The organism is Kitasatospora sp. NPDC059599, from assembly GCF_042735125.1.
Classification (GTDB): Bacteria; Actinomycetota; Actinomycetes; order Streptomycetales; family Streptomycetaceae; genus Kitasatospora.
The window spans coordinates 1-25,419 of record NZ_JBHWCL010000144.1 but is presented as its reverse complement, the minus strand read 5'-3'; the positions used below and the strand labels follow the sequence as shown (position 1 = coordinate 25,419).

25 protein-coding genes and 1 pseudogene are annotated in these 25,419 nt (G+C 72.9%); 3 read left to right on the top strand and 23 right to left on the bottom strand.

Features of this window, described 5'->3' with window-relative positions; genetic code table 11:
* Positions 1-195 precede the first annotated feature (195 nt).
* Positions 196-951, top strand: coding sequence for an ABC transporter ATP-binding protein (locus ACFV04_RS35035; RefSeq protein ID WP_380348770.1), 756 nt, complete (start codon positions 196-198; stop codon positions 949-951).
* A 27-nt stretch (positions 952-978) separates the two neighbouring features.
* A complete protein-coding gene (locus ACFV04_RS35030) occupies positions 979-2,130 on the top strand; it encodes a hypothetical protein (RefSeq protein WP_380534941.1) in 1,152 nt (383 codons plus the stop codon).
* Between the two features lie 8 nt (positions 2,131-2,138).
* Here the strand turns inward: ACFV04_RS35030 and rlmN are convergent, their stop codons facing one another.
* From rlmN to rpsB, 6 genes are all read right to left on the bottom strand, one after another.
* Entirely contained in the window at positions 2,139-3,239 is a 1,101-nt protein-coding gene (gene rlmN, locus ACFV04_RS35025; protein ID WP_360262076.1) for a 23S rRNA (adenine(2503)-C(2))-methyltransferase RlmN, read from the bottom strand.
* Positions 3,240-3,316: 77 nt separating this feature from the next.
* On the bottom strand, positions 3,317-4,579 hold the full coding sequence (locus ACFV04_RS35020; protein WP_380534944.1) for a phosphatidate cytidylyltransferase: 1,263 nt from the start codon (positions 4,577-4,579) through the stop codon (positions 3,317-3,319).
* 302 nt (positions 4,580-4,881) lie between these two features.
* Positions 4,882-5,439 carry a ribosome recycling factor gene (gene frr / locus ACFV04_RS35015; RefSeq protein WP_360262075.1) on the bottom strand — a complete coding sequence of 186 codons (558 nt, stop codon included), beginning with the start codon at positions 5,437-5,439 and terminating at the stop codon, positions 4,882-4,884.
* 98 nt (positions 5,440-5,537) lie between these two features.
* Entirely contained in the window at positions 5,538-6,302 is a 765-nt protein-coding gene (gene pyrH / locus ACFV04_RS35010) for a UMP kinase (protein WP_189923573.1), read from the bottom strand.
* 261 nt (positions 6,303-6,563) lie between these two features.
* The gene (gene tsf / locus ACFV04_RS35005) at positions 6,564-7,403 is read right to left on the bottom strand and encodes a translation elongation factor Ts (RefSeq protein WP_360262074.1); all 840 of its coding nucleotides are present in this window, start codon (positions 7,401-7,403) and stop codon (positions 6,564-6,566) included.
* 129 nt (positions 7,404-7,532) lie between these two features.
* Complete coding sequence (rpsB, locus tag ACFV04_RS35000) at positions 7,533-8,420, bottom strand: 30S ribosomal protein S2 (protein WP_376156723.1); 888 nt, start codon at positions 8,418-8,420, stop codon at positions 7,533-7,535.
* Positions 8,421-9,304: 884 nt separating this feature from the next.
* Here rpsB and ACFV04_RS34995 point away from each other — a divergent pair.
* Positions 9,305-9,745: a M23 family metallopeptidase gene (locus tag ACFV04_RS34995; protein ID WP_380534938.1), complete on the top strand. Its 441-nt coding sequence runs from the start codon at positions 9,305-9,307 to the stop codon at positions 9,743-9,745.
* A 219-nt stretch (positions 9,746-9,964) separates the two neighbouring features.
* Here ACFV04_RS34995 and ACFV04_RS34990 read toward each other — a convergent pair whose 3' ends face one another.
* The 17 genes and pseudogenes from ACFV04_RS34990 to ACFV04_RS34910 all read right to left on the bottom strand — a co-directional run bounded on the left by ACFV04_RS34990 (position 9,965) and on the right by ACFV04_RS34910 (position 24,846).
* A complete protein-coding gene (locus tag ACFV04_RS34990) occupies positions 9,965-10,549 on the bottom strand; it encodes a helix-turn-helix domain-containing protein (protein ID WP_360262095.1) in 585 nt (194 codons plus the stop codon).
* 274 nt (positions 10,550-10,823) lie between these two features.
* Positions 10,824-11,579, bottom strand: a pseudogene (gene whiG, locus ACFV04_RS34985) (RNA polymerase sigma factor WhiG); the annotation flags it as partial.
* 519 nt (positions 11,580-12,098) lie between these two features.
* Complete coding sequence (dprA, locus tag ACFV04_RS34980; RefSeq protein WP_380534936.1) at positions 12,099-13,346, bottom strand: DNA-processing protein DprA; 1,248 nt, start codon at positions 13,344-13,346, stop codon at positions 12,099-12,101.
* Complete coding sequence (locus ACFV04_RS34975) at positions 13,343-15,052, bottom strand: YifB family Mg chelatase-like AAA ATPase (RefSeq protein ID WP_380534934.1); 1,710 nt, start codon at positions 15,050-15,052, stop codon at positions 13,343-13,345. The genes dprA and ACFV04_RS34975 overlap by 4 nt, the downstream gene beginning before the upstream one ends.
* Before the next feature lies 1 nt (position 15,053).
* Positions 15,054-15,572, bottom strand: a complete 519-nt coding sequence (locus ACFV04_RS34970; RefSeq protein WP_380348758.1) for a YraN family protein — start codon at positions 15,570-15,572, stop codon at positions 15,054-15,056.
* 168 nt (positions 15,573-15,740) lie between these two features.
* Entirely contained in the window at positions 15,741-16,067 is a 327-nt protein-coding gene (locus ACFV04_RS34965; RefSeq protein WP_030056781.1) for a DUF2469 domain-containing protein, read from the bottom strand.
* Between the two features lie 55 nt (positions 16,068-16,122).
* Positions 16,123-16,602 (bottom strand): NUDIX hydrolase, encoded by a 480-nt coding sequence (locus ACFV04_RS34960; RefSeq protein ID WP_380348756.1) that lies wholly within the window; start codon positions 16,600-16,602, stop codon positions 16,123-16,125.
* A 112-nt stretch (positions 16,603-16,714) separates the two neighbouring features.
* The gene (gene lepB / locus ACFV04_RS34955; protein ID WP_380348754.1) at positions 16,715-17,473 is read right to left on the bottom strand and encodes a signal peptidase I; all 759 of its coding nucleotides are present in this window, start codon (positions 17,471-17,473) and stop codon (positions 16,715-16,717) included.
* 145 nt (positions 17,474-17,618) lie between these two features.
* Entirely contained in the window at positions 17,619-18,623 is a 1,005-nt protein-coding gene (lepB, locus tag ACFV04_RS34950; RefSeq protein WP_380348752.1) for a signal peptidase I, read from the bottom strand.
* 242 nt (positions 18,624-18,865) lie between these two features.
* Entirely contained in the window at positions 18,866-19,822 is a 957-nt protein-coding gene (gene lepB / locus ACFV04_RS34945; protein WP_380348750.1) for a signal peptidase I, read from the bottom strand.
* Positions 19,806-20,528, bottom strand: a complete 723-nt coding sequence (gene lepB, locus ACFV04_RS34940) for a signal peptidase I (RefSeq protein ID WP_380534931.1) — start codon at positions 20,526-20,528, stop codon at positions 19,806-19,808. The genes lepB (ACFV04_RS34945) and lepB (ACFV04_RS34940) overlap by 17 nt, the downstream gene beginning before the upstream one ends.
* Before the next feature lie 302 nt (positions 20,529-20,830).
* Positions 20,831-21,181 (bottom strand): 50S ribosomal protein L19, encoded by a 351-nt coding sequence (gene rplS, locus ACFV04_RS34935; RefSeq protein ID WP_030306736.1) that lies wholly within the window; start codon positions 21,179-21,181, stop codon positions 20,831-20,833.
* A 154-nt stretch (positions 21,182-21,335) separates the two neighbouring features.
* Complete coding sequence (gene trmD, locus ACFV04_RS34930) at positions 21,336-22,154, bottom strand: tRNA (guanosine(37)-N1)-methyltransferase TrmD (RefSeq protein WP_360262094.1); 819 nt, start codon at positions 22,152-22,154, stop codon at positions 21,336-21,338.
* A 38-nt stretch (positions 22,155-22,192) separates the two neighbouring features.
* A complete protein-coding gene (gene rimM, locus ACFV04_RS34925) occupies positions 22,193-22,837 on the bottom strand; it encodes a ribosome maturation factor RimM (protein WP_380534929.1) in 645 nt (214 codons plus the stop codon).
* Positions 22,838-23,103: 266 nt separating this feature from the next.
* Positions 23,104-23,343 carry an RNA-binding protein gene (locus tag ACFV04_RS34920; RefSeq protein WP_030056773.1) on the bottom strand — a complete coding sequence of 80 codons (240 nt, stop codon included), beginning with the start codon at positions 23,341-23,343 and terminating at the stop codon, positions 23,104-23,106.
* Between the two features lie 2 nt (positions 23,344-23,345).
* Positions 23,346-23,774, bottom strand: a complete 429-nt coding sequence (rpsP, locus tag ACFV04_RS34915; protein ID WP_360262061.1) for a 30S ribosomal protein S16 — start codon at positions 23,772-23,774, stop codon at positions 23,346-23,348.
* A 493-nt stretch (positions 23,775-24,267) separates the two neighbouring features.
* Positions 24,268-24,846, bottom strand: a complete 579-nt coding sequence (locus tag ACFV04_RS34910) for a hypothetical protein (RefSeq protein ID WP_189923538.1) — start codon at positions 24,844-24,846, stop codon at positions 24,268-24,270.
* Positions 24,847-25,419 lie beyond the last annotated feature (573 nt).

The window sequence follows — 25,419 nt, the reverse complement described above, 5'->3', positions numbered from 1 at the left end:
GGGGCCTCCCTTCGGCGTCCCCGCACCGGACCACCGCGGTCGTACGACCAAACCGGAACATCACAGTCACAGGACCAAACATGCCTGAATGCGGGTGATTTGCCCGTGATGGACCAGTGCGCCGCAACCGCGCCCCGCCCCGGTCGTTCTAATCTGACGACTGTCATATCCCTGCGGCTCCCAGGATGGAACCTCATGTCAGCGGCACCGCCTGACAACGACGTGCTGTGGGCCCGAGGGATCGTCAAGTCCCATCACGGCACCCCCGCCCTGCGCGGCATCTCGATCGGCGTCCGCGAGGGCGAGGTCCTCGCCGTCACCGGCCCGCGCGGCTCCGGCAAGAGCACCCTGCTGGGCTGCCTCTCCGCCCAGCTCCCGGTCGACGACGGCGAGGTCTGGTTCAACAGCGCCCCCGTGCACACCCTCACCCGGGCCGGCCGCGAACGACTGCGCCGCGACCGCTTCGGCTTCGTCGGCTCCGAACCGCACCTGGTCCCCGAACTCACCGCCCGCGAGAACGTCGCCCTCCCGCTGCTGCTCGCCGGGGCCGGCAACAAGGCCGCCTACACCGCCGCCGACGAGTGGCTGGAGCGCCTCGACGTCGGCGACTTCGCCAAGCAGCGCCCCGACCGGCTGGTCCAGAGCCAGTGCCAGCGCGTCGCCGTCGCCCGCGCCCTGGCCCCGCTGCCGCCCGTCGTCTTCGCCGACGACCCCACCGCCCCGCTGCACCGCGAGGCCGCCGACCAGGTCCTGCGGATACTGACCAGTGCGGCCCGCTCGCACCAGCTCACCCTCGTCCTGGCCACCCACGACCCCGAGCTCGTCCGGTTCGCGGACCGCGCCGTCGCCCTCGTCGACGGACGGCTCGCCGCCCCCGCCGCCCCCGTCCCGCGCGGCCCCGCCGCGTCCGGAGTCTCCGGAGCGTCCGCCGTCACGGCCACCCGCCGCTGACGACGCCGAGCCGCTGAAAGAGTCGACGTGTTCTATCTCCGTCTGGCCCGGGGCTACCGGGTGCCCGACCTCGGCCGCTGGCTGCTCACCGCGCTGGCCGCCGCCGTGGTCGCCGCCTTCCTGCTGCGCTCCCTCGGCCGGGCGATGAGCGGCCCGCTCGGCGGCGCCGACCCCCTGGTCCGGCTGCTCTGGTGCCTCCCCGCGCTCGCCGCCGTCGCCTGGTTCGCGGCCGTCGCCGCCCGCGCGGTACCCGCCCGGCGCCCCGAGCGGATCGCCGGCCTCACCGCCGCCGGCGCCGGCTCCCGCCGGATCCGGACCCTGATCGCCGGCGAGGTCGCCCTCGCCTGCACCCTCGGCAGCGTGCTCACCCTGCTGGTCTTCCTGGTGCTGCGCAACGACATCGCCGGGCCCTCGCTCGCCCCCGACCTCGGCATGGGCGTGCCCCTGCCGGCCGCAGCGCCCGTCACCCTGCTCGCCCTGGTCCCGCTCACCGCCGGCACCGCCGCGGCCTGCGCCGTCTCCGTCACCGAGCACCTGCCCGGCGGCCGCGCCCGCCGCGGCACCGGTTTCGGCGCCTGGCGGATCGCCCTGCCGGTCGGACTCGGCGTGATCGGCACCGCCCTCGAACTCATCGCCCTGCGGCCCGGCGCCGCCGTCGACGGCCGCCCGGTCCACCTACCCGCCGGGCTCGGCACCACCAGCACCGCCGCACTCGGCGGCTGGGCCGCGAGCGCCCTCGGCCTCGCCCTGCTCACCGGCCCCCTCCTGGCCTGGACCGGACGACTGCTCGCCCTCGGCCGGCCCACCCCGCTGCGGCTGCTCGCCGGACGCGGCCTCACCGCCCAGGCCCCGCGCCTCGGCGCGCCGCTGGCCGTCCTCACCCTCGCCGTCGCGCTGGTGCTCACCACCATCCGCTACTGGATCGGCACCCCCGGCAGCGCCGACGCGCTCCCCGCCGTCGAGGCCTGCCTGGTGCTCGGCTGCGCGGCCGCCGCCGTGGCCACCCGGCTGGCCGAGGTGCGCTCCGACCGCCGGAACGTCACCGACGCGCTGCTGCGCCTCGGTGCCTCGCCCCGGCTGCTGTTCGGCGCCGTCGCGCTGCGCACCCTGGCGGTCGGCACCGCACTGCTGCTGACCGGCGGGGCGACCGCCGCACTGGCGGCCGCCGGCCTGCGCTGACCTCCGGACTAACCCGCTGCGGCGAGCTGGCCGCAGGCGCCGTCGATCTCCTGGCCTCGGGTGTCGCGGACGGTCGTCGGCACGCCGTGCGACTGCAGCCGGCGGACGAACTCGCGCTCGTCCTCGGGCCGGGAGGCGGTCCACTTGGAACCCGGAGTCGGGTTCAGCGGGATCAGGTTGACGTGCACCCGGCGGTTCTTGATCAGTCGGCCGAGCAGGTCGGCGCGCCAGGCCTGGTCGTTGATGTCCTTGATCAGCGCGTACTCGATGGAGATCCGGCGGCCGGACTTCTCCGCGTAGTTCCAGGCCGCGTCCAGCACCTCGGCGACCTTCCACCGGGTGTTCACCGGCACCAGCTCGTCGCGCAGCTCGTCGTCCGGGGCGTGCAGGGACAGCGCCAGGCGGCAGCTGAGCCCCTCGTCCGCGAAACGGTGCATCGCCGGGACGAGCCCGACCGTCGACACCGTGATGCCGCGCTGGGACAGGCCGAAGCCGTCCGGCGCCGGGTCGGTCAGCCGGCGGATCGAGGCCAGCACCCGGTTGTAGTTCGCCAGCGGCTCGCCCATGCCCATGAAGACCACGTTGGACAGCCGCGCCTCGCCGCCCGGGATCTCACCGGACTTCAGCGAGCGCATCCCGGCCGCGATCTGCTCGACGATCTCACCGGTGGACAGGTTGCGGGTCAGTCCGGCCTGGCCGGTCGCGCAGAACGGGCAGTTCATGCCGCAGCCGGCCTGCGAGCTGATGCACATGGTGACCCGGTCCGGGTAGCGCATCAGCACGGACTCGACGAGCGTGCCGTCGAAGAGCTTCCACAGCGTCTTGCGGGTCGCGTCGTCGTCGCACGAGACGTGCCGCACCACCGACATCAGCTCGGGCAGCAGGCTCCCGGTGAGCTTCTCCCGGCTGGCGGCGGGGATGTCCGTCCAGCTCTCCGGGTCGTTCGACATCCGGCCGAAGTAGTGGTTGGAGAGCTGCTTGGCGCGGAACGGCTGCTCGCCCAGCTCGGCGACGGCCTCCTTGCGCTCGGCGGGGCTCAGATCGGCGAGGTGTCGCGGGGGCTTGGCGCCGCGCGGCGCGACAAAGGTGAGTTCTCCGGGCTTAGGCATGGTTGTTCCAGTGTCGCAGACGCGCGGGGGCCCCGGACGCCAGGCGTCCGGGGCCCTCTTCGTGCACGTGGGGCGGGTCAGCTGCCGACGAAGGCCGCCAGCAGCAGCCAGACCACCGGGGCGGTCGGCAGGAGCGAGTCCAGCCGGTCCATGATGCCGCCGTGGCCGGGCAGCAGCGTGCCCATGTCCTTGATCCCGAGGTCGCGCTTGATCATCGACTCGCCCAAGTCGCCAAGGGTCGCGGTGACCGCCGCGCAGCCACCCAGGATCAGGCCCTGCCACCAGCTGCCGTCGTCGATGATCAGCTGCATGAGCACCGCGCCCGCCAGCATCGACAGGGCGATGCCGCCGGCCAGGCCTTCGCGGGTCTTGCCGGGGCTGATCGTCGGGGCCAGCTTGGTCCGGCCGAACTTGTAGCCCACGGCGTAGGCGCCGGTGTCGCTGCAGATCGTGACGATCAGGAAGAGCACGATCCGCTGGGGGCCGTCGTCGGCCGCCAGCATCATCGCCACGAAGGTGGCCAGGAACGGCACGTAGAAGGCGGTGAACACCCCTGCCGTTATGTCCCGCAGGTAGTCCTCCGGCGGCTCGGCCATCCGCCAGACCATCACCGCCAGCCCGGTCAGCGCGAGCGAGGCCGCCGCCCACTGGACCCCGGCCCAGTAGCCGGTGGCAACCATGGCGAGGCCGCCCACGACCAGCGGGATCAGCGGCGCCTTGATCTGCTTGCGCTCGGCGAGCCGACTGGTCAGCTCCCAGATGCCGACCGCGACCGCGGCCATCACGACGACCAGGAACAACGCCTTCACCACGAACAGCGAGGCGACGATCACCGCGCCGAGGCCGACCCCGACGCCTATGGCGGCCTGGAGGTTACGGCCACCGCGCTGCTTGGGCGGCTGCGGCTGCGGGTCGGGCTGGGCGGCCACGGGTGTCTCCTGCCCTGGGTGGGACGACGGCACGAAGTGGGGATGCCCGGCCGCCGGGTGGCTGAGCGGCGGCGCGGGGTGCACCGGTGCCCCCGGGTACGGCGGGCTGCCGGGGGCGGGGGCGGTGTCGTCGGGTATCGCGCGCAGCACGACCGTCTCCGTCACACCGGGCGGCGCGGCCTCGGGCTGCTCGTCCCGGAACAGCGGCCCGCTCAGCCGGCCGGCCTCCCTGGCCGGCCCCGCGGCGGGGTCGGCCGGGCCGACGGGAGCGGGGCGGCGGGGCTGACCGGGCTGACCGGGCTGACCGGGCTGACCGGGCTGACCGCCCGAGGAGGCCGGGCCGTGACCGGTCGGCCGGGTGCGGCCGGGCACACCGGGGGGCGGGCCGGGGTCGGCCGGTACGGGAGGCATGACCTGAGTCTCCTCCGCGTCGCCGCCCCAGTACACCGGAGGCTGCTGCGAGTGATCCGAACGGAGGCCCCGGCCGGCCGGGACGGCACCCGGCGCGCCCGGGGGCACCATCGGGCCGCCCGGGCCGCCCGGGTGGCCGGGGTGTCCCTGGACCGGCGCCGGCGGCTCGCCGTACCCCGGCGCCGGGTGGGCCGGGGTACGGGGTGCCTGCTGCTGCGGGTGCGGCTGCGGCGCCGGGCGGTAGGGCTGGAACTGCTGGTCGGACGGGCCCCAGTAGCCAGGGGCGTCAGGGGCGTCGTTCATCAGACCTCGAGCAGCTCGGATTCCTTGTGCTTCAGCAGCTCGTCGACCTGGGCCACGTACTTGGCCGTGGTGTCGTCGAGCTCCTTCTCGCCGCGGCGGCCGTCGTCCTCGCCGACCTCGCCGTCCTTGACGAGCTTGTCGATGGCGTCCTTGGCCTTGCGGCGCACGGCCCGGATCGAGACCTTGGCGTCCTCGCCCTTGGTCCGGGCGATCTTGATGAACTCCCGGCGACGCTCCTCGGTCAGCTCGGGCAGCACCACGCGGATGATGGAACCGTCGTTCGACGGGTTGACGCCCAGGTCGGAGTCGCGGATCGCCTGCTCGATGGCCTTCAGCGCGGTCTTGTCGAACGGCGAGACGACCGCCATCCGGGGCTCCGGCACCGAGAACGAGGCCAGCTGGTTGATCGGCGTGATGGCGCCGTAGTACTCCGCGACGATCTTGGCGAACATCGCCGGGTGCGCGCGGCCGGTGCGGATGGCCGCGAGGTCGTCCTTGGCGACGCCGACGGCCTTCTCCATCTTCTCCTCGGCCTCGAGGAGGGTCTCTTCGATCACTGTGGTCTCCCTGTCCGGTTCATCTGCTGTTGTGCCGACCGGTGCCGGCGCGGTCGCCGGTCGCGGTTCCCGCGCCGTTCCGTACAACTGGTTGCTGCTCAGGCCCGGACAGAATCCTGGCTGATGAGTGTGCCGATCTTCTCACTCTTCACCGCACGCGCGATATTGCCCTCCGCCAGCAGTTCGAAGACCAGCATCGGGAGGTTGTTGTCCTTGCACAGCGTGATCGCGGTGAGGTCGGCGACCTTGAGGTCGCGCGCGATGACCTCGGAGTACTCCAGCGCGTCGAACTTGACCGCGTCCGGGTTGGTCCGCGGGTCGGAGTCGTAGACGCCGTCCACGCCGTTCTTGCCCATCAGCAGGACGTCGGCGTGGATCTCCAGCGCGCGCTGGACGGCCGTGGTGTCGGTGGAGAAGTACGGCATGCCCATACCCGCGCCGAAGATCACCACGCGGCCCTTCTCCAGGTGCCGGACGGCCCGCAGCGGCAGGTACGGCTCCGCGACCTGGCCCATGGTGATGGCGGTCTGGACCCGGGTCTCGATGCCTTCCTTGACCAGGAAGTCCTGCAGCGCCAGGCAGTTCATGACGGTGCCGAGCATGCCCATGTAGTCGGAGCGGGCCCGGTCCATCCCGCGGACCTGCAGCTCGGCGCCCCGGAAGAAGTTGCCTCCGCCGATGACCACCGCGACCTCGGTACCGGCGCGGACGACCGTGGCGATCTCCCGGGCGATCGCGTGCACGACGTCCGGGTCGACGCCGAGCCCGCCACCACCGGCGAAGGCTTCACCGGACAGCTTGAGCAGCACCCGGCGGCGCGAGCCGTCCTTGGGGTCCTGCGCGGTCTCCTGCGTCTCCTGCATGGACTTCTCCTTTTTGCACCTACTGGTCACAGGCGCGGGTGTGCGGATGCCCCGCCTGCGCGTACACGCGAGGAGGCCACTGCCGCGGGAACCGGTTCGGTGTCCTGCACGGCAATGGCCTCCTCGTCGTTCATGGTGCCGACGCGAGCCCGCCCGTGGGCGGTTGGCGCTGGGTGAGCCCGTTCGGCGTTCCGCCCGCCCTGGTCAGCGGGCGGGGGTGGTTCCCAGCCTAAAGGGGCCGGGGACCAGGTGGAACGTGGCTCAGGCGCCGACGCGGAAGCGGGCGAAGCGCTTGAGGGCGACGCCGTTCTCCTCGAGGACCTTGGCGACGGTCTTCTTGTTGTCCTTGGCGAAGGCCTGCTCCAGGACGGAGTGCTCCTTCACGAAGCCGGTGACGCGACCCTCGACGATCTTCGGCAGGGCGGCCTCGGGCTTGCCCTCCTCGCGAGCGGTGGCCTCGGCGACGCGGCGCTCGTTCTCGAGGTCCTCGGCCGGGATGTCCTCGCGGGACAGGTACTTCGGGGCGAAGGCGGCGATGTGCTGCGCGACGTCCTTGGCGACCTCGGCGTTCTCCTTGTCCAGCTCGACCAGGACGCCGACGGCCGGCGGCAGGTCGGGGCTGGTCTTGTGCAGGTAGACCGCGACGAAGCCGTCACCGGCGAACTGGGCGAAGCGACGGAAGACGATCTTCTCGCCCAGGGTCGCGTTGGCCTCGTCCACGAACTGCTGGACGGTCTTGCCGGCCTCGATCTCGGAAGCCAGGGCGGCGTCCAGGTCGGCCGGGACGGTCTTGGCGACGTGGGCGGCGATGGCGTCGGCGACCTGGACGAAGTTGTCACCCTTGGCGACGAAGTCCGTCTCGCAGTTCAGCTCGACCAGGACGCCGGACTTCTTGTCCTCGGCGATCAGGGCGGCAACGGCGCCGTTGGAGGCGTCACGGCCCTCGCGCTTGGCAACGCCCTTCTGGCCCTTGATGCGCAGGAGCTCGACGGCCTTCTCGACGTTGCCCTCGGCCTCGTCCAGGGCCTTCTTGCAGTCCATCATGCCGGCGCCGGTGAGCTCACGGAGCTTCTTGACGTCCGCGGCGGTGAAGTTCGCCATGGTGTGAATCTCTTCTCGCGTCTCGCGTGTCTGCGTGGGGATGCGCCGGGACCGATGGTTCGGTCCCGGCGCGGGAGAGAGGGGCACCTACCGGCGTCGTACCGGTGGGTGCCCCTCACCCTTGGTACGTCAGGCCTGCTCGGCCGGCGCCTCGGCGGCGGGGGCCTCGGCGGCCGGAGCCTCGGCAGCGGGGGCCTCAGCGGCGGGGGCCTCGGCGGCGGCGGGGGCCTCCTCGGCCTTCTTCTCGCCCTCGATGAGGTCCTTCTCCCAGTCGGCCAGCGGCTGGTCGGCGCCCGGCTCGGCCTTCGCGTCGCCCTTGGCGACACCGGCGCGGGACTTCAGGCCCTCGGCGACGGCGTCGGCGATCACGCGGGTCAGCAGGGTGACGGAGCGGATCGCGTCGTCGTTGCCCGGGATCTTGTAGTCGACCTCGTCGGGGTCACAGTTGGTGTCGAGGATGGCGACGACCGGGATGTTGAGCTTCCGGGCCTCGCCGACCGCGATGTGCTCCTTCTTGGTGTCCACGATCCAGACGGCGCTGGGAACGCGCTGCATGTCGCGGATACCGCCGAGGGTCTTCTCCAGCTTGTCGTGCTCGCGCTGGAGGACCAGGAGCTCCTTCTTGGTGAGGCCGGAACCGGCCACGTCCGAGAAGTCCAGCTCGCCGAGCTCCTTGAGGCGCTGCAGACGCTTGTAGACGGTCGAGAAGTTGGTCAGCATGCCGCCGAGCCAGCGCTGGTTCACGTAGGGCATGCCCACGCGGGTGGCCTGCTCGGCGATGGCCTCCTGGGCCTGCTTCTTCGTGCCGACGAAGAGGACGCTGCCGCCGTGGGCAACGGTCTCCTTGATGAACTCGAAGGCGCGGTCGATGTAGTTCAGCGACTGCAGGAGGTCGATGATGTAGATGCCGTTGCGCTCCGTGATGATGAAGCGCTTCATCTTCGGGTTCCAGCGGCGGGTCTGGTGACCGAAGTGGACGCCGCTCTCCAGCAGCTCCCGCATCGTGACGACGGCCATAGCCGTGCTCCTCAGGTGTTACGGCCCGGCGGTGGCGGCTCGTCGCAGTGACGACCGTCCGCAGCCGGGTCAGGCTCGGTTTCCGTGGCGGCCAGGTGACAGCCACGCCTGACGCCCCGAACGTGCCGAGCCGCTTTCCACCCGCTCGGCCGGGGCCGGTCGGGCTCGGCGGACCGAGCGGCACTCGCACCTGGCGGGGCCGCGGAAGAACCGTGTCCGACCACCGGTGGCGGGGCGTGCGAAGTCGACCCGGCGGACCGGGTCGCGTGTGAAGTGTACGGGAAGCGCCGAGCGGCGGGCGACTTCACGAGCGGCCGGGGGCCTGCCGGGGACCTGGGAAGAGTCCCGGATCGGCCCGGACGGGTGGGTCGGCGCCCGGCGGCGGCGAGTGCCGACCGCGGGCGCCCCGGCCGGTTCCGGTGGCGTGCGGGAGCGTGCGTGCGCCGGTCGGCTGCCTGCCCGCGGATCGTCACCGGTATGCCGCACATACACCGGATGGCGGCGCCCGTACACCCGCCGGAGGGACGGCGACCGGGCACGGGGGCGGTTTGTCCACAGGAATCCGGATGCGGGTGGTGCGGCCGCGGGCGGACGGCCAACCTTCGCGCATGACTGCTCGTGCGTGGTTCGTCGGAATTCGGGGGCTGGTCGCCGTGGGGGTGGTGCTGGGGGTGGTGGGGACACTCGGGGTGCCCCGGGCCGGGGCCGCCGGGGTGACGGACCCGGCGGGACTACGGGCGGGAACGCAAGCGGGCACAAAGGGGGTGGCCGGGGCTGGGGCGGTGGCTGGGGCTGGAACGGTGGCTGAGGCGGTGGGGGCCACGGCGGGTGCGGCGGGCGGCTCCGGCGGGGCACCCGGCCGGAGCGGCACACGGGCGTGGCCGGTGGGCGGGGCCCCCGGACTCCTGGGACGGTTCGAACCGCCGACCGCGCCCTGGGCCGCCGGGCACCGGGGCGTGGACCTCGCCGCCGAGCCCGGGGCGGAGGTACGGGCGGCGGCCGCCGGGGTGATCGCGTTCTCCGGATCGGTGGCCGGGCGTCCGGTGGTGACCGTTTCCCACCCCGGTTCGGGGTCTCCCCCGCTCCGGACCACCTACCTACCGGTCACCGGCTCCCTCCCGGTCGGCACCGCGGTAGCCGCCGGACAGGTGATCGGCCGGCTCGCCCCGGAGGGACGGCACTGCGCCGCAGGCGACTGCCTGCACTGGGGGCTGCTGCGCGGACGCCGCTACCTGGACCCGCTGACCCTGTTCGGCACAGGCCGGGCCCGCCTGCTGCCGCTGGGCCCCGGGCCGGCGAACGACGGACGGCCGACGGGCGGCTGACGCGCGGCGAGCGGCGGGGCGTCGGTGGGCGGCGGGGCGCCGGTGGGCGGCAGGGCGCCGGTGGGCGGCGGGGCGCCGGTGGGCAGCGGGGCGTCGGCGAGCGGCAGGCGGCCGTCGAGCTACCGGCCGACGAGCGATCGGCCGACAACGGGCAGCCGGTCGATCAGGCCCGGTCGATCAGGCACTGCCGGTCAGGCACTGCCGGTCAGGCACTGCCGGTCACGCCCGGCTCAGGCCGTGCAGCGCGAGGGCGACAGCAGCATCTGCGATCTCCTCGGGGTTCTCGGCCAGGCACCCGGTGCGCTCACCTGCGACCGCCTGCTCGGCTCGACGGACGGCGGCCTCCACCACGCCCTGCAACAGCGCCGCGGCGAGCCGGGGTCGTTCGTGGCCCAGGTCCTCCAGCGCCCGGACGACCAGACCGGCCAGCCTGCCGTGCGCCGCCCGGATCCGCTCGCGCGCGGCCCCGTCGAGCTCCAGCGCCGAGATCGCCACGACCGCGCGGTGACGCGGGTCGGCGGCCAGCGCCAGCTGGCCCCGGACGTACGCCTCGATCCGCTCGGCGGCGGTGTCGCGGCTCTCCATCCCTGCCTCGATCTCGGCGGCCCAGAGCGGGAAGTCCACCTCGCAGAGCGCCTCGACCACGGCGGCGCGGGAGCGGAAGTACTCGTAGACCGAGGAGCGCGCCAGCCCCGTCCGCGCGGCGAGCGCGGGGAAGGTCAGCGCCTCCTTGCCGCCCTCGGTGAGCAGGCTGCGGGCAGCGTCGAGGAGGGCTGCGCGCTGCAGCTGGCGATGCTCGGCCACCGTGGCCGCTCGGATCTTCGGCACGCTCCCACTGTACGGAGCCCTACCGACGGCTGATAAGGCGCCGCGCATGAGGAGCCGGCCCGGCCCGGCCGCGCGGCCCGCCGGGCCAGGCGGGCGAACCCTGCTGCGCCGGACGCCCGGGACCGGGGGCGTGCGTGCGGGCCGGGGCCGGCGGGCCTGTGGACGGGCGGGCGCACGAACAGACGGGCACACGAACAGACGGGCGGGCGGCCCGCGGACCACCGAGCAGGTTCGGCTCCGAGCCCCCGCGCTACCGAACGTCCGAGAGCTTGGCGCGCAGCTGGAGGACGGACTTGGTGTGGATCTGGCTCACCCGACTCTCCGTCACCCCCAGCACCTGTCCGATCTCGGCGAGGGTGAGACCCTCGTAGTAGTAGAGCGTCACCACGGTCTTCTCCCTCTCGGGGAGGGTGTTGACGGCCTGGGCCAGCAGTCTGCGCAGCTCGCGGTCCTCGGCCACCTCGACCGGGTTGTCCGCGCCGTGGTCCTCCAGGGTGTCCATCAGGCTCAGCCGGTCGCCACCCTCCCCTACCGGGTGGAGCAGCTCATCCAGGGCCACCACATTGGCGAGCGACAGCTGGCTGAAGATGGCGTGCAGGTCCTCGATCGCGATGCCCATCTCCGCCGCGACCTCGGGATCGTGCGGCGTCCGGCGCAGCCGGGCCTCCAGCGTCGCGTACGTCCGCTCGACGGCTTTCGCCTTCTGCCGCACCGAGCGCGGGATCCAGTCCAGGGCGCGCAGCTCGTCGATGATCGCGCCGCGGATCCTGCTGATCGCGTAGGTCTCGAACTTGATGGCGCGGTCGATGTCGAACTTCTCGATCGCGTCGATCAGCCCGAAGACCCCGGAGGAGACGAAGTCCGCCTGCTCGACGTTGGAGGGCAGGCCGACCCCGACCCGGCCCGCCACGTACTTGACGAGTGGTGAGTAGTGGAGGATCAGCTGCTCGCGCAGCCGCTGGTCGCTGCTCTCCTTGTAGGAGCGCCAGAGTTCCTCGAGCGCGCTGCGCCCCTGGGCCGCGGTGTCCCGCCCGGCCCGTCCGGCGTCCTCGGGTGATCCGGCCGGCGCGCCGACGGGTACGTCCGCCGGCGCGTCAGCGGCCCGGACCGCCTCGGCACCCCGAGCCGTGTCCGCGGGCTGGCCCGGGACCACCGTCGGCCGGCCGCCCTGACGCGACAGGCCTCCCATCGTCCCCGCCGACTTGGGCGGGAACTCGGTCGCGGGGCGCCGCTCGGTCCGCGGCCCTCCCGAGGACCGAGCGCCACCGGTCACTCTGTGTCCGGGAATGTGTGTGGGCATGCGTTGGTCTGCGCCGTTCTGCCGAGTCATGTGCTGATAGGGAAGGCATGTGGAGCGTAGCGTGACCGACTCGCTGCAAAGCGCTACCACCACTCGGTCGTCCCCCGATCCGGTGGCGTTGACTCACCGGATCCGGGCACACGAGCGGAAGAACCGGATCAGCAGGTCAGCCGGGCGGTTCGGACACGCCCTCCCCCGACGCACGCCTGTTCTCCGTCCGGATAGTCACCTCCTCCGCACCATGCGCCAGTGCGCGCCGTGTCGCTCGACGTAGCCGAGCGAGCCCAACTCGTAGAGCCGCTGGAGCACTTCGTCCGGCGGGAGGCCGGACTGACGGGCCAGCCGCTCGACCGGCGCGCCCTCTGCCGTCGCCGGCACGGCCTCCAGGACCCGGGCCACCGGAGGCTCCAGCAGGTCGCGCGGCAGCACCGGCCCGCTGCGCTGCGGGGCCAGGTCGTCCCCGATCGCTCCGATCAGCTCGGTGATCTCGGCCGCGTCGGTGACCAGGGTGGCGGCGCCGCTGCGGATCAGGGCGTGCACCCCGGCCGAGAGCTCCGAGGTCACCGGGCCGGCGACGCCCATGGTGTGGCGGTTGAGGTCCCGCGCCCGTCTGGCCGTGCTCAGGGCTCCGCTGCGGACGGCCGCCTCGACCACCACGGTGCCCCGGGTGAGTGCCGCGATGACCCGGTTCCTGAGGACGAAGCGGAACCGGTTCGGGTGCTCGCCGGGCGGGAGTTCACTGATCAGCAGGCCCTGGACGCCGATCCGCCGGATCAGTTCGGCGTTCCCCTTCGGGTAGGGCACGTCGACCCCGCAGGCCAGCACCGCCACGGTCATCCCGCCGACGGCGAGCGCGCCGCGGTGGGCTGCCGCGTCGATCCCGTAGGCGGCTCCGGACACCACGACCCAGCCGCGCTCGGCGAGTTGGGCCGACAGCTCCCCGGCAACGTGGGCGCCGTACGCCGTGCAGGCCCGGGAGCCCACCACCGAGACCGAGCGCAGCGCGAGCAGCCGCAGCGAGCCCGTGCCCGTCGTCCAGAGACCGACGGGGCGTCCGTCTCCCAGGTCGTCGAGTTGGCTGGGCCATTCCGTGTCCCCCGGAATGATGAACCGTCCGCCGGCGCGCCGTACCCGTTTCAGGTCCGTCTCCGGGTCCAGCCCCGGGAGTCTCGCCTGGTAACCGGCCAGCCGGGCGGAATCCAGCCCCGGGTGGTCCGGCACCGTCCCGTCCCGGATCGCCCGGACCACGTCGACGGCGGGGAGCCGGCCGAGCCAGCGGCCGACCACCGCGTCCCCGGGTTCGCTGAGCCGGCAGAGCAGGGCGCGGGCCAGGCGCTCGGGCTCGGTCGCCGCCGCGGGGCTCGCGGGGCCTGCGGGGCCTGCGGGGCCACCAGGGACGGTGGTGCCGACGGTACCGGCGGGGTCGGCGGTGGCCCCGACCGCATCGTGGGGGTGTCCCACCTGCTGCGTCATGTCCCGTCCTCCGTCCGCTCCGCGGGCTCCTCGGGTGCCCCTCGCCGACCCACGTCCGGCGGGCCGCCGCGCTGGGCCGGGATGCCCCCGAGCTTGCCGAAGGTCCGCTCGATCGGCGGCAGCCCCTGCTCCATCCCGGTGCGCAGGACCAGGGCGGTGCGCACGTCCCGCCGGTCCGGCCGGTCGCGACCGGCGAGGTCGGCGACCGTCCAGGCGACCCGGAGCACCCGGTCCAGGCCCCGGGCGGTCAGTACCCCCCGCTCCAGCTGGCGTGAGACGTCGTTGAGCGCGCCGGGCGCGAGCTGCCAGCGCGTGCGCAACTCGTGGCCCGGGACCTCCGCGTTGGTCCGCCACGGGGTGTTCGCCAGCCGGGCCGCCGCCCGCTCCCGTGCGGCCCGCACCCGGGCTGCGACGGTTTCGGTGCTCTCCGCCGTGGCGTCCCGCTCCATGAGTTCGATCCTCGTCACCGGGGCGACCTGGACCTGGAGGTCGACCCGGTCGAGCAGCGGCCCGGAGAGCCGCCCCTGGTAGCGGTTGACCATCACCGGCGTGCACTCGCAGCCCTCGCCGCGCCGGGAGTGCCGACCACACGGACAGGGGTTGGCGGCCAGGCAGAGGAGGAAGCGGGCCGGGAGCCGGAGCGACCCGGCCGAGCGGGCGATCACCACCTCGCCCGACTCCAGCGGCTGGCGCAGCGCGTCGAGCACCCGGACCGGGAACTCCGGCGCCTCGTCCAGGAACAGCACGCCTCGGTGGGCCAGCGAGACCGCGCCCGGCCTCGGCAGTCCGCTGCCGCCGCCGACGATCGCGGGCATCGTGGTGGAGTGGTGCGGGGCGCAGTAGGGCGCGGTGTCGATCAGCGGCCGCCCGACCGGGAGCAGGCCCGCCACCGAGTGCACGGCCGTGACCTCCAGCGCCTCCTTCTGGGTCAGCGGCGGGAGCAGCGCGGGCAGTCGCTCCGCCAGCATGGTCTTGCCCGCGCCGGGCGGGCCCTTCAGGTAGAGGTGGTGTCCTCCGGCGGCGGCGATCTCCAGGGCTCGCCGTGCTTCGTACTGGCCGGCCACGTCGGCCATGTCGAGGCGGGAGGCCTTGTCCTCGGAGAGGCCCCGCACACTCGCGCAGGGCAGCATCAGCCCGGCCATCAGCGGATCCGGCCGGCCCCCGACCGGGTCGGGCGGCTCCTCCGGCGCCGTCCCGCCGGTCAGGATCGCGACCAGTTGGCGCAGGCTGCGGACGCCGATGACCGTGACCCCGGGGACGAGCGAGGCCTCGGGCGCGGTCTGCTCGGCGACCACGACCCGTTCGTAGCCGGCTTCGGCGGCCGCCAGCACCGACGGCAGCACCCCGCGGACCGGCCGCACCCGGCCGTCCAGCCCCAGCTCGCCGATGATCAGCAGGTCGGCGATGGCGGAGGGGTCGAGCCGCTCGGCGGCGGCCAGCACGGCGCAGGCCACCGCGAGGTCGAAGCCGCTGCCGCTCTTGGGCACCGAGGCGGGGCTGAGGCCGACCGTCAGCTTGCGCTGGGGCCAGGCCTCGCCGCTGTTCACCACCGCGGCGCGGACCCGGTCGCGGGCCTCGGAGAGCGCCTTGTCGGGCAGGCCGACCAGGGTGAACGCGGCCACCCCGGGCTCCAGATCGGCCTGGACCTCGACGATCACCCCGTCGACGCCGACCAGCGCGACGGAACAGGTACGGGCGAAGGCCATCTCAGACCACCCCCCGCAGGTGGTCGACCAGGGCCGCACCCCGCGCCCGGTTGACCACGGCGACCAGGTCGATCCGCACCCCGCCCGGCGGGGCGGGGGGCCAGTGCGGATCCGTCGGCGCCACGTCGTCGTCGGCCCCGGCCAGCCGGGCGAAATGACCGGGCCAGCGCTCGGCCATCCAACGCTCGGCGAGGCGTTGCAGCCGGGCCGCCTTGGCCCGGTCGATGGCTTCGGTGGGCTGTTGGAAGCTCCGCTCGGAGCGGGTCTTCACCTCGCAGACCGCCACGGTGTCGCCGTCGAGGGCGACGATGTCCAGCTCGCCCTCGACGCAGCGCCAGTTGCGGTCCAGGATGCGGAGCCCGGCCTCGGTGAGGCGGCGGGCGGCGACCCGTTCCCCGTAGCGGCCGAGCCCGGTCCTGGTGCTGCGGGCCGGGTTGCCGCGGTCCGGGGTACCGGGCGGCTCCTTCCCGGCTGCGGCCGTGTCCGGTACGGCCTGGTCCTGCACGACGGTGTGCTGCATGGTGACCACCTCCGCCGAGGAGGCTGCACCACCGCGCCCGTCCGGGCCCGGACTTTCCGTTTCCCTGTGGATAACCCGGGCCTGTGGACAACTCCTGTCACCCGCAGGGGTGAGAAGCCCCGATCCCGCGAAATTCGGCTGGACAACACGGGACGGAGTCGTCCAACGTCAGTTCCCGAAGCCGGACTCGTCCGAGGGCAGCTCCAGGTCGCTCTTCGCGAGTTCCTCGATGTTCACGTCCTTGAAGGTCAGCACCCGGACCTTGCGGACGAACCGGGCCGGCCGGTACATGTCCCAGACCCACGCATCCGCCATCGACACCTCGAAGAACACCTCGCCCTGGACCGAGTGCACCTGCAGCTCGTAGTCGTTGGTGAGGTAGAACCGTCGCTCGGTCTCGATCACGTACTTGAACAGGCCGACGACGTCCCGGTACTCCCGGTAGAGCTTGAGCTCCATCTCGGTCTCGTACTTCTCGAGATCTTCGGCACTCATCCAGGCGTCCCCTCAACTTGTTGCGTCCACCCATTGTGGACCACCGCACCCACGGTCAGAGCCGTACCGGATCCACCGGCGGGCCCTCGACCAGCAGCCGTTCCAGGAAGTCCGCCAGGCCGGCCGGATACACCGTCTCGCCGGTCCCCCTCAGTTCCTCGACCGTCCACCAGCGCGCCGCGAGCAGCTGGGCGTGCTCGTCCGCGCCCGTGCCGGAGTGGTCCAGGGCCGGGTCCGTCTCCGTGGTCCGGGCCAGGTGGAACCACTGCTCCTGCTCGTAGCGCTGTCCCCGAAAGGAGAACGACACCGTGCCGTACGCCACCAAGGGCCCCAGGTCCACGCCCCGCAAGCCGGTCTCCTCCGCGAGCTCACGCTCGGCGGCCTCGCGCACGTCCTCTCCGGCTTCCAAGCCGCCTCCGGGCGTGAACCACCACGTCTCCCCGGGGACCGCAGGGTCGGTGCCCAGGAAGAGGAGGATGCGGTCCAGCCCGTCCAGCAGCAGGATCCGCGCCGCCCTGCGGCGCTGTGCTGTCATGGCGGCGCTCCACGCTCCTTCCGTTCGCATCGGTGGCGCTACCGATCCTGCCACCCGGCGCCGCCGTCCGGGGCGATGTTCGGCAGAGCGGCCCGGACCGCGACGGCCCCGCTCAGGAGCCGCTCCCCCGGCGGAGCCGGCGGGCCAGGCCCGCCACCCCGCCCACCGCCGACGTCAGCAGGATCAGTGCCGCGCCGGCGACGGTGGCGTAGGCGGCGGGCTCCAGCGGGCCGGGCTTCGACGCCCCCGGCCCCGCGAAGCCGTCGAAGGCGGTGGTCCGGGCGAGCAGGCCCGTCCGGCCGAAGGGCTTCAGGGTGGCCTCGACCCTGGCCTCGACGGCCACGGCCGGGACGGTCCCGCCGTCGACCTCCAGGTGGGTGCGGGAGTCGAGCGAGCCGACCCGGTTGTCGCCGAGCAGGAACAGCCGGCCCTGCGGCACCGTCACGCTGAACGACTCGCCCTGGCGGCCCTGGGCCGCGAGGTAGGGCTCGTCCACCGGCTGTCCGTTGACCGTCAGGCGGCGGTTGTCCCCGCTGGTGGCGACGGTGTCCCCGCCGACCGCGACCACGCGCTTGACCATGAGCTCGTCGCCGCCCCAGGACTGGTCCCGGAAGACCACCACGTCGCCCCGGCCGACGGCCCCGCCGCCGACCTTGCGGGCGAGCACGGTGTCCCCGATCTGCAGCGTCGGGTGCATCGAGGCGGTGGGGATGTTGTACGGCCGGTAGTCGACCGCGATGAGGGCGAAGCCGCCGATCATCAGCACCAGCCCGAGCGCCAGCGCGACGCCCTGCAGCACCGCGGCGGGCCGGCGGCGCTCACGGGCGGGCGCGGGCGCGCGGTCGGCCGACTGCTCCACGACACTGGTCATCGACACCGTCCACCTCTGGCCGACCGGAGAACACCACTGGCACGCCGGAGGCACCGGCGGGAACGCCGACGGGCCGTGGCACGTCCGAGCAGATTACTCGTCGGTACCACGGCCCGCGCAAGAGTCGGGGGCAACCCGGTGGGGCTCAGGACTCCTTCCGGCGCTCCGCCCGGCCCCGCACCCGACGCACCAGCGGGAGCAGGGCGACGGCCCCCACCGCACCGGCCACGGGGGGCGCCATCGGCGCGGCCGCCGCCAGGCCCTTCTGGTCGAAGGTGGCCGGCACCGGCAGCGTCGCCCAGTGGTTGATCGGCCAGGCCACCACGAAGGCGCGCCCGATCACGTTGTCCACCGGGACGGTGCCGCCACCCGGCTGGTCCATGTGGAAGCGGGAGTCCAGCGAGTTGGCGCGGTGGTCGCCCATCACCCAGATCCGCCCCTTGGGCACCTTGACCGGCCCGAAGGGGTGGTCACCACAGGGAGTGTTGCCCGGGTAGATGTACGGCTCGTTGAGCGCGACGCCGTTGACCTTGACCGGCCCGTCACCCTCGCACTCGACGGTGTCCCCGCCGACCGCGATGACCCGCTTGATCAGGTCCTTCTCGTTGGCGGACGGCATCAGACCGACGAAGCCGAGCACGTCCTGGACGCCGCGCAGGAAGGAGTTGCTGCTCTGCGAGGTCGGCTCGTCGCTCAGCCAGCCGCCCGGGTCGTGGAAGACCACGACCTCGCCGCGCTCGGGTTCGGCCCCGAACCAGGGGGTCAGCTTGTCGACCAGGACGCGGTCGCCGACCTGCAACGTGTCCTGCATCGACTCCGACGGAATGGAGAACGCCTGGACGAAGAAGGTCTTGATCACGAGCGCGAGGATCAGCGCGATCCCGACCAGGATCGGCAGTTCCTTCCAGAAGGAGCGCGGCTTGCGCGGCTTGCCCGCAGCCTCCGACTCCGACCCGTCCGCCGACCCGGTCTCCGGCTGCGAGGGGTCCGACGAGTCCTCGGCCCCGGCGCCCTGTTCGTCGGCGGTCTGGGCCGCGGCGTCGTCGACCGCGGCCGAGGGTGCCGACGGCTCGGCGGACCGGGCCGCCCGACGGCCCTGGCCTTCGGGCTCTCCGGCACCCGAGCGGGCGCCGATCACCAAATCCCCCACAACGTCTCCTCCCTGCTGTGCGGACGCCCGCGCGCCCGCGCTCAGAGTGCCGCACAGCGGGCACCACGCTCGCCACGACCATGAACGCCTCAGGGCTGCCCACCGGGGGCTCCCCTGACACCAGCACGGCCTCGACTCGCGGCCGGGAGCACTCCCCGCCGCACCTGCACTTCTCTATCACTCCGGGGCATCCGGCTCGCGGTCCCACACGCGAGGCACGGCCGCTCGGCGGCCGGCACGACTCACTCCGGAGGCCGCCCAGGCCTACGGCCGAGGAACGGAAGGATGCCCAACACACCCATAACGAGCGGAGGTTCCACAGGAACCGGCCCAACGCCCACGGATTCCGCGGCAGTTCCACCGGCCTGGGGAACCCGGTCGAGAGAGGAGAGTGAAGCCGGCACGTCGAGTTGATGGAAGCGGTCCAGCGGCCAGGCGATCACGAACGCTCGACCGACCACGCCGCTCAGCGGGATGGTGCCCTGGCCCGGATTGCCCATGTGGAAGCGGGAGTCGGCGGAGACGTCCCGGTGGTCGCCCATGACCCACAGCCGCCCCTCGGGCACCTTCACCTTGAAGGGCTGCCGGGACGGCGGATTGCCGGGCGCGAGGTAGGTCTCGTCCACCGGGTGTCCGTTGACGCTCAACCGCCCCTGCGCGTCGCAGCACTCGACGGTGTCCCCGCCGACACCGATCACCCGCTTGATCAGGTCCTGCTCGTTGTCGGACGGCAGCAGTCCGACGAAGGTCAGCACCTGCTTGGCCCCGCCCAGTACCGGGCCGTCGTCGGAGGGCTTGTGGTCGTTCTCCAGCCAGCCGCCCGGGTCCTTGAACACCACCACGTCGCCGCGCTGCGGCTCGCTGCCGAACCAGGGGGTCAGCTTGTCCACCAGTACCCGGTCCCCGATCCGGATGGTCTGCTCCATCGAACCCGAGGGGATCACGAACACCTGGATCAGGAAGGTCTTCATCACCAGCGCCACCAGCAGGGCCACCAGGATGATCATCGGGACTTCGCGGACCAGCGACCGCTTGCGCCGACGGGCCGCCCGCCGGGCGCTGCGGCGGCGCTCGGCCCGGCCGCGCACCGCCGGGGCACCCGCCGGCCCGGCATCCTCCGGCCCCCGGTCGTGCGGCTCGCGGTCGTCCGGCTCGCGGGTCGGGCGGTCGACGGTCCGGCCCCTACCTCTTGCTCCCATGACCACCCGTCCCCGCAGTCGCGGCGAAGGCCGCGGGCCGGTCCAGATCGGTCCAGCGCGAGAACGGATAGACCACCCAGTCCGCCCGGCCGATCACCTTGTCCTCGGGCACGAAGCCACCGCCGGGCTCGCCGAGGTGGTCGCGGGAGTCACGGGAGGCGCTGCGGTGGTCGCCCATCACCCACAGTTCGCCGGCCGGCACCACCACGTCGAAGGCCACGCTCGACGGGTCGTCCCCCGGCGCCAGGTAGGAGGTTTCGTCCACCGGCACGCCGTTGACCGTGATCGGCGCGCCCGGGCCGGTGCTCGTCACCCGGTCGCCGCCGACGCCGACCACGCGCTTGACGTACACGGTGTCCCCGGCCGGGGCCAGCCCGAGGTCCTTGGCGAGCGAACGCGCGCCGTCCCAGAAGCCCTGCGGCTTCGCCGACTCCCGCAGGAAGGAGCCCGTCCCGTCGAAGACCACCACGTCGCCCCGGCGGGGGTGACCGCCGAAGGCGTACGCGAGCTGGTTCGCGACCAGCCGGTCACCCGGGCGCAGGGTGTTCTCCATCGATCCGGAGGGCACCGCGAACGGACGCGCGACGAAGGCGTTCACGAGGAGCAGGGCCGTCAGGCAGATCCCCGCCAACAGCAGCAGGTCGCGCGAGCGCGAGTGGCCGGACTCCTCGTCCTCCTCCGAGCCCTCGGCGGCGTCCCCGGGCACGGCGGGGGCACCGGTCGCCGCCTCCTCGGGAACGCCCTCGGAAGTACCTGCGGGAACACCTGCGAGAACACCCGCGCGAGCTCCTCCGGGAGCACCGGGGCCGTCCGCCGCGGCGGGCCGGGAATCGGGCCCGGAAGCGGAAACGACCGCGGACCGCGACAGCGAGTCCGCACCGGTGGGTGCGGGACTGCCGTCGCGGTCCGCGGGTGGTTCGTGCGTGCTCATCGGGGGGTGAGCCTACCTTGCGGTCGTTCGCCTCCCGTGAGCGCTCCGATCCCCCGGCGAGGCCGGGGGCCGGTGGATCAGCGGTCGCGCTTCTCCTTGATCTTCGCGGCCTTGCCGCGGAGGTCACGCAGGTAGTACAGCTTGGCGCGGCGAACCGCACCGCGGGTCACGACCTCGATCTTCTCGACGACCGGGGTGTGCACCGGGAAGGTGCGCTCCACGCCGACGTTGAAGCTGACCTTGCGAACGGTGAAGGTCTCACCGATGCCGGCGCCGTGGCGGCGGATGACGACGCCCTGGAAGACCTGGACACGGGAGCGGTTGCCCTCGATGACCCGGACGTGGACCTTCAGGGTGTCACCGGCGCGGAAGGCCGGGATGTCGCTACGCAGCGAGGCCGCGTCGACAGCAGCGAGCTTGTTGCTCATGTTGCTCTCCATCGCAGGCGCCACGGGCCGCCCACGGAAAATCGTCACAATGGGGTTCGCTGCGGGCCGCATCGGCTGACGGCGATCCCCCCGTGGCGAGGGCGCCGGTCCACGTGCCCCCTACGGGAGGGGACCAGCGACAGACAGCAGCGGCCTATTCTTCCACATCGACGGCCGTGGACCGAAATCGGCCGAGCCGCTCGTCCCAGGCCAGGCCGAGGATGCCGAGCGCCTCCCGGTCCTTCTTGTCGAAGGCGCCGTGCTGCCAGCGCTCGACCAGGTCGGAACGGTTCGCCAGGGTGCGGGCGAAGGCCTGCTCGCGCCGCCAGCGGGCGATCTTGCCGTGGTTGCCGCTGAGCAGCACGTCCGGCACGGTGCGGCCGCGCCACTCGGCGGGCTTGGTGTAGACCGGGCCCTCCAGCAGGTCGGCCATCGCGCCCGGTGCGAACGAGTCGTCGCGGTGGGACTCGGCGTTGCCGAGCACCCCGGGCAGCAGCCGGGCGATCGCCTCGACCATCACCAGCACCGCGACCTCGCCGCCGGCCAGCACGTAGTCGCCGATCGAGGCCTCGACCACCGGCATCCGGGTGGCCGCCTCCTCGATCACCCGGCGGTCGATGCCCTCGTACCGCGCCGGGGTGAAGGCCAGCCAGGGGCGGCCGGCCAGCTCCTGGGCGAGTTCCTGGGTGAACGGGCGCCCGCTCGGCGTCGGCACGACGAGGGTCGGCACCTCTCCGGCGGGCCCGCCGGCGACCACCGCGTCCAGGGCCTCGCCCCACGGCTCGGGCTTCATCACCATGCCGGGGCCGCCGCCGTAAGGGCTGTCGTCCACCGTGCGGTGCACGTCGTGGGTCCACTCGCGCAGGTCGTGGACGTGCACGTCCAGCTGGCCGCGCGCACGGGCCTTGCCGACCAGCGAGATGTCCAGCGGCTCCAGGTACTCCGGGAAGATCGTGACGACGTCGATCCGCATGCCGCTCCGGACGCCGCCGTCCTCCTCGACGCCGACGGTCACTGCGACGCCTCCGGACCCTCGGCGCGATCGGCACCCTCGGCGCCCGCCGGCCCCTCGGAGCCATCCGGGGCTTCGGCGCCCTCCGGACCGTCGGCGTCCTCGGCCGCGGACGTACCGGCGACCTCGGCCAGGTCGGGGTCGATCAGCCCGGCGGGCGGGGTGATCACCGCTCGCTGGTTCTCCAGGTCGATGGTCGGCACGATCTGGCTGACGAAGGGCACCAGCACCTCCGTCCCGTCGGCCTTCTTCACCATGAGCAGGTCGTGGTACGGGAGGTGGACGACCTCGGTCAGCTCGCCGACCGGGGTGCCGTCGAGCAGGACCACGTCCAGGCCGATCAGCTGGTGGTCGTAGAACTCCTCGGGATCGTCGGGGCGCTCCTCCGGGTCGACCTCGGCGATGAGCATCGTGCCCCGGAGGGCCTCGGCCGCGTTGCGGTCCTTCACGCCGGCGAAGCGCAGCAGCAGCCGTCCGCTGTGCACCCGGCCGGACTCGATGGTCAGCGGCCCGGCCGACGCGGGGTCGGTGAGCAGGACGGCACCCGGGCCGAGCCGGATCTCCGGCTCGTCGGTGCGGACCTCGACGCTGACGTCCCCCCTGATGCCGTGGGCACGGCCGATCCTGCCGACGACGAGCTGCACGGTGATCGTTCTCCTGGAGTTCCTGAGCCGAAACGAAGAGCCCGACGGAATGCGTAGGGCCGGTGCGAAGGGCTGGTGCGGTCGGGTGGTACGAGGTAGAGCGGGGTGGTACGAGGTGGAGCGGGGCGGTGTAGCGACCATCGTTGCCGCGGAGCGCGGCACGCAGTGGTGCCGCGCCGGGGTGGTTCGGGAAACGAGAAAAGGCCGACCGGGACGACATGCGTCCCGATCGGCCCCAAGCCCTGACGGCTGAACGAGCAGCTGCGTCAGCGAATGTTGTCCACGTCGACCAGGTCGACCCGGACGTTGCGACCGCCGAGGGCGCCGACCACGGTGCGCAGAGCGCGCGCCGTGCGGCCGCCCCGGCCGATCACCTTGCCGAGGTCATCGGGGTGCACTCGCACCTCGATGGTGTTGCCCCGACGCAGGTTGCGCGAACGCACCTGCACCTCGTCGGGGTGCTCGACGATGCCCTTCACCAAGTGGTCGAGGGCGTCCTCGATCACGCTCAGGCCTCGGCGGCGGCGTCGGCCTCGGCCTCGGCCTTGTCCGACTTCTTGGCCTTCGGGGTGATGGCGACACCGGTGGTGGCGTCCTCGAAGCCGGCGACGGCCTTGGCGAACAGGTGCGAGAAGTCCTCGACCTTCGGCTCCGCGACCTTCAGCGGCGCCGGAGCCGGCAGGCCCTTGAACTTCTGCCAGTCGCCGGTCAGCTTGAGGATGGCGAGCACCGGCTCGGTCGGCTGGGCGCCGACGGACAGCCAGTACTGGGCGCGGTCGGTGTCGACCTCGATCTTCGAGGGGTTGTAGGTCGGCTGGTAGATGCCGATCTCCTCGATCGCGCGACCGTCACGCTTGGTGCGCGAGTCGGCGACGACGATGCGGTAGTGCGGGGAGCGAATCTTGCCGAGACGCTTCAGCTTGATCTTGACTGCCACGGGAGTGGATTCTCCTGGAGTTGACGTGGGTGAGCGGCCCTGCCATCGCGTGGGGTTGCGGGGCGGACCGTTCAAGGGACACGCCAGCCGTAGGAGAGAGGGGTCCTGCCCGGCTGCCGAGTACTCAGCTGTCCATTCTGCCACACCGGCGAGAACCGCCTGAACACGGGCCCGGGAGCCGATCAGGGCTCGACCGGGAGCCCCCGCTCCCGGTCCAGCCACGGACTCACCGCTGTACCGCTCTGTCGTTGTCCCGCCCGGGGCGCCCGGGGCGCCCCCGTGGCCCCCGTGGCACTCGTGGCACTCATGGCGCCGAGGACGCTCGTGGCACCCGTGGCGCCAGGGATGCCCGTGACGCCGTCACCACTGTGCCGTTGCCCTGCTCCGCCGTGCGACCGTCCCGCCGCACGGCGCGTACGCGCTCACGCGCCTGTCGTACCGCCCGCTCCGGCCGGACCGCTGCCCGCACAGCAGCCCGCCGGTCGCCGACCACTTACGCGATCTTGAACGGCTGCTGGCACGCGCCGCAGACGATGGACGCCTGCGCGAGGACCGACGGCACGACCCGGACGTTGCGTCCGCAGCCGCAGACCGCCTTGACCCGGACGCCGCCCCCGGAGGAGCCGTGCCGGGCGGCCGGGCCGCGGAAGGCGCGCGTCGCACCGTCGCCGGCCACCGCTTCCTGGTGCGCCCCGAGGGCGCGGTCCAGGCGCTCGATGGTCCCGGCGTAACGCTCCTGGGTCTCCTTGAGCATGGTCACCTGGGAGAAGCCGCTGCTGGCGTGCGGTTCGACCGGGTGCGCCAGACCGAGCTCGGAGGCGAGCATCAGGAAGCGCCGGTTGTGGTAGCGGCCGGCCCGCGAGGTGTCCCGGATGTCCCGGGCCGCGGCCAGACCGTGGGCAGCCTCGTGGAGGAGCCGCTCGAAACCGAGCCGCGTGCCACAGGCCGAGGAGGATTCGCCGATCAGTGCCTCGGGCGAGGCCAGGTCGGGGAGGTCCTGGTGGTAGGCCTGGATGTCGCTCCAGGCGGCGGCCAGTTCGGCCGCGAGGACGAGGGGCTGTGTCGTGCTCACGCTAGACCAACGATGGAGTGCGAGCCGATGTTCCGCATGTTTCCGTTCTCCGGGAATTCACAGGGAACTCCCAGGAATGCGAGGCAGCGCACGAATTGCACGCTCCGGATCTGACGCAAGACCAACCCCCTGCCGGTTTCGGCCCGTCGCAGAGTCGGCGGGCCTGGTGAATTCCGCCCCGGGGGGCGGGCTGTCGCCCCCAGGACGTACGGCCCGAGGTCCCGCCTGATTGACAGGGCCACGGGCCGTACACCGTACCGCTATTCCGTTAATACCGGGAGTTGACCGGCCAGTAGGGATGTCCGCGTCCGGGAGTCCCCCGGAAGAGTTACCGGATTCTTACCCATCCGCATTCCGGGCAAATGTCGCCGCCAACGGTCATTACCTGCAGGTAACAGACAACCGGCGGACATCCCCGGATCGCGGAAGAGCCGCGAAACACGCTCGGACCCCGACCCGAAACGACCCTGAACGCCCCGGAACGGCCCTGAACGGGTTCCGCGAGCGCCCCGGGGTCCACCCCGCGGCCATGCACCGGAACGGGTCGGGGGCCGGTCCGGGAAGCCCGGAACC

Excerpts from the sequence above, each read along its gene's own strand:
- ACFV04_RS35035 (WP_380348770.1), top strand. The coding sequence starts at position 196 with ATGTCAGCGGCACCGCCTGACAACGACGTGCTGTGGGCCCGAGGGATC.
- rlmN (WP_360262076.1), bottom strand. The coding sequence starts at position 3,239 with ATGCCTAAGCCCGGAGAACTCACCTTTGTCGCGCCGCGCGGCGCCAAG.
- ACFV04_RS35020 (WP_380534944.1), bottom strand. The coding sequence starts at position 4,579 with ATGCCTCCCGTACCGGCCGACCCCGGCCCGCCCCCCGGTGTGCCCGGC.
- pyrH (WP_189923573.1), bottom strand. The coding sequence starts at position 6,302 with ATGCAGGAGACGCAGGAGACCGCGCAGGACCCCAAGGACGGCTCGCGC.
- tsf (WP_360262074.1), bottom strand. The coding sequence starts at position 7,403 with ATGGCGAACTTCACCGCCGCGGACGTCAAGAAGCTCCGTGAGCTCACC.
- rpsB (WP_376156723.1), bottom strand. The coding sequence starts at position 8,420 with ATGGCCGTCGTCACGATGCGGGAGCTGCTGGAGAGCGGCGTCCACTTC.
- dprA (WP_380534936.1), bottom strand. The coding sequence starts at position 13,346 with ATGACGCAGCAGGTGGGACACCCCCACGATGCGGTCGGGGCCACCGCC.
- ACFV04_RS34975 (WP_380534934.1), bottom strand. The coding sequence starts at position 15,052 with ATGGCCTTCGCCCGTACCTGTTCCGTCGCGCTGGTCGGCGTCGACGGG.
- ACFV04_RS34970 (WP_380348758.1), bottom strand. The coding sequence starts at position 15,572 with ATGCAGCACACCGTCGTGCAGGACCAGGCCGTACCGGACACGGCCGCA.
- ACFV04_RS34965 (WP_030056781.1), bottom strand. The coding sequence starts at position 16,067 with ATGAGTGCCGAAGATCTCGAGAAGTACGAGACCGAGATGGAGCTCAAG.
- ACFV04_RS34960 (WP_380348756.1), bottom strand. The coding sequence starts at position 16,602 with ATGACAGCACAGCGCCGCAGGGCGGCGCGGATCCTGCTGCTGGACGGG.
- lepB (WP_380348754.1), bottom strand. The coding sequence starts at position 17,473 with ATGACCAGTGTCGTGGAGCAGTCGGCCGACCGCGCGCCCGCGCCCGCC.
- lepB (WP_380348750.1), bottom strand. The coding sequence starts at position 19,822 with ATGGGAGCAAGAGGTAGGGGCCGGACCGTCGACCGCCCGACCCGCGAG.
- rplS (WP_030306736.1), bottom strand. The coding sequence starts at position 21,181 with ATGAGCAACAAGCTCGCTGCTGTCGACGCGGCCTCGCTGCGTAGCGAC.
- trmD (WP_360262094.1), bottom strand. The coding sequence starts at position 22,154 with ATGCGGATCGACGTCGTCACGATCTTCCCGGAGTACCTGGAGCCGCTG.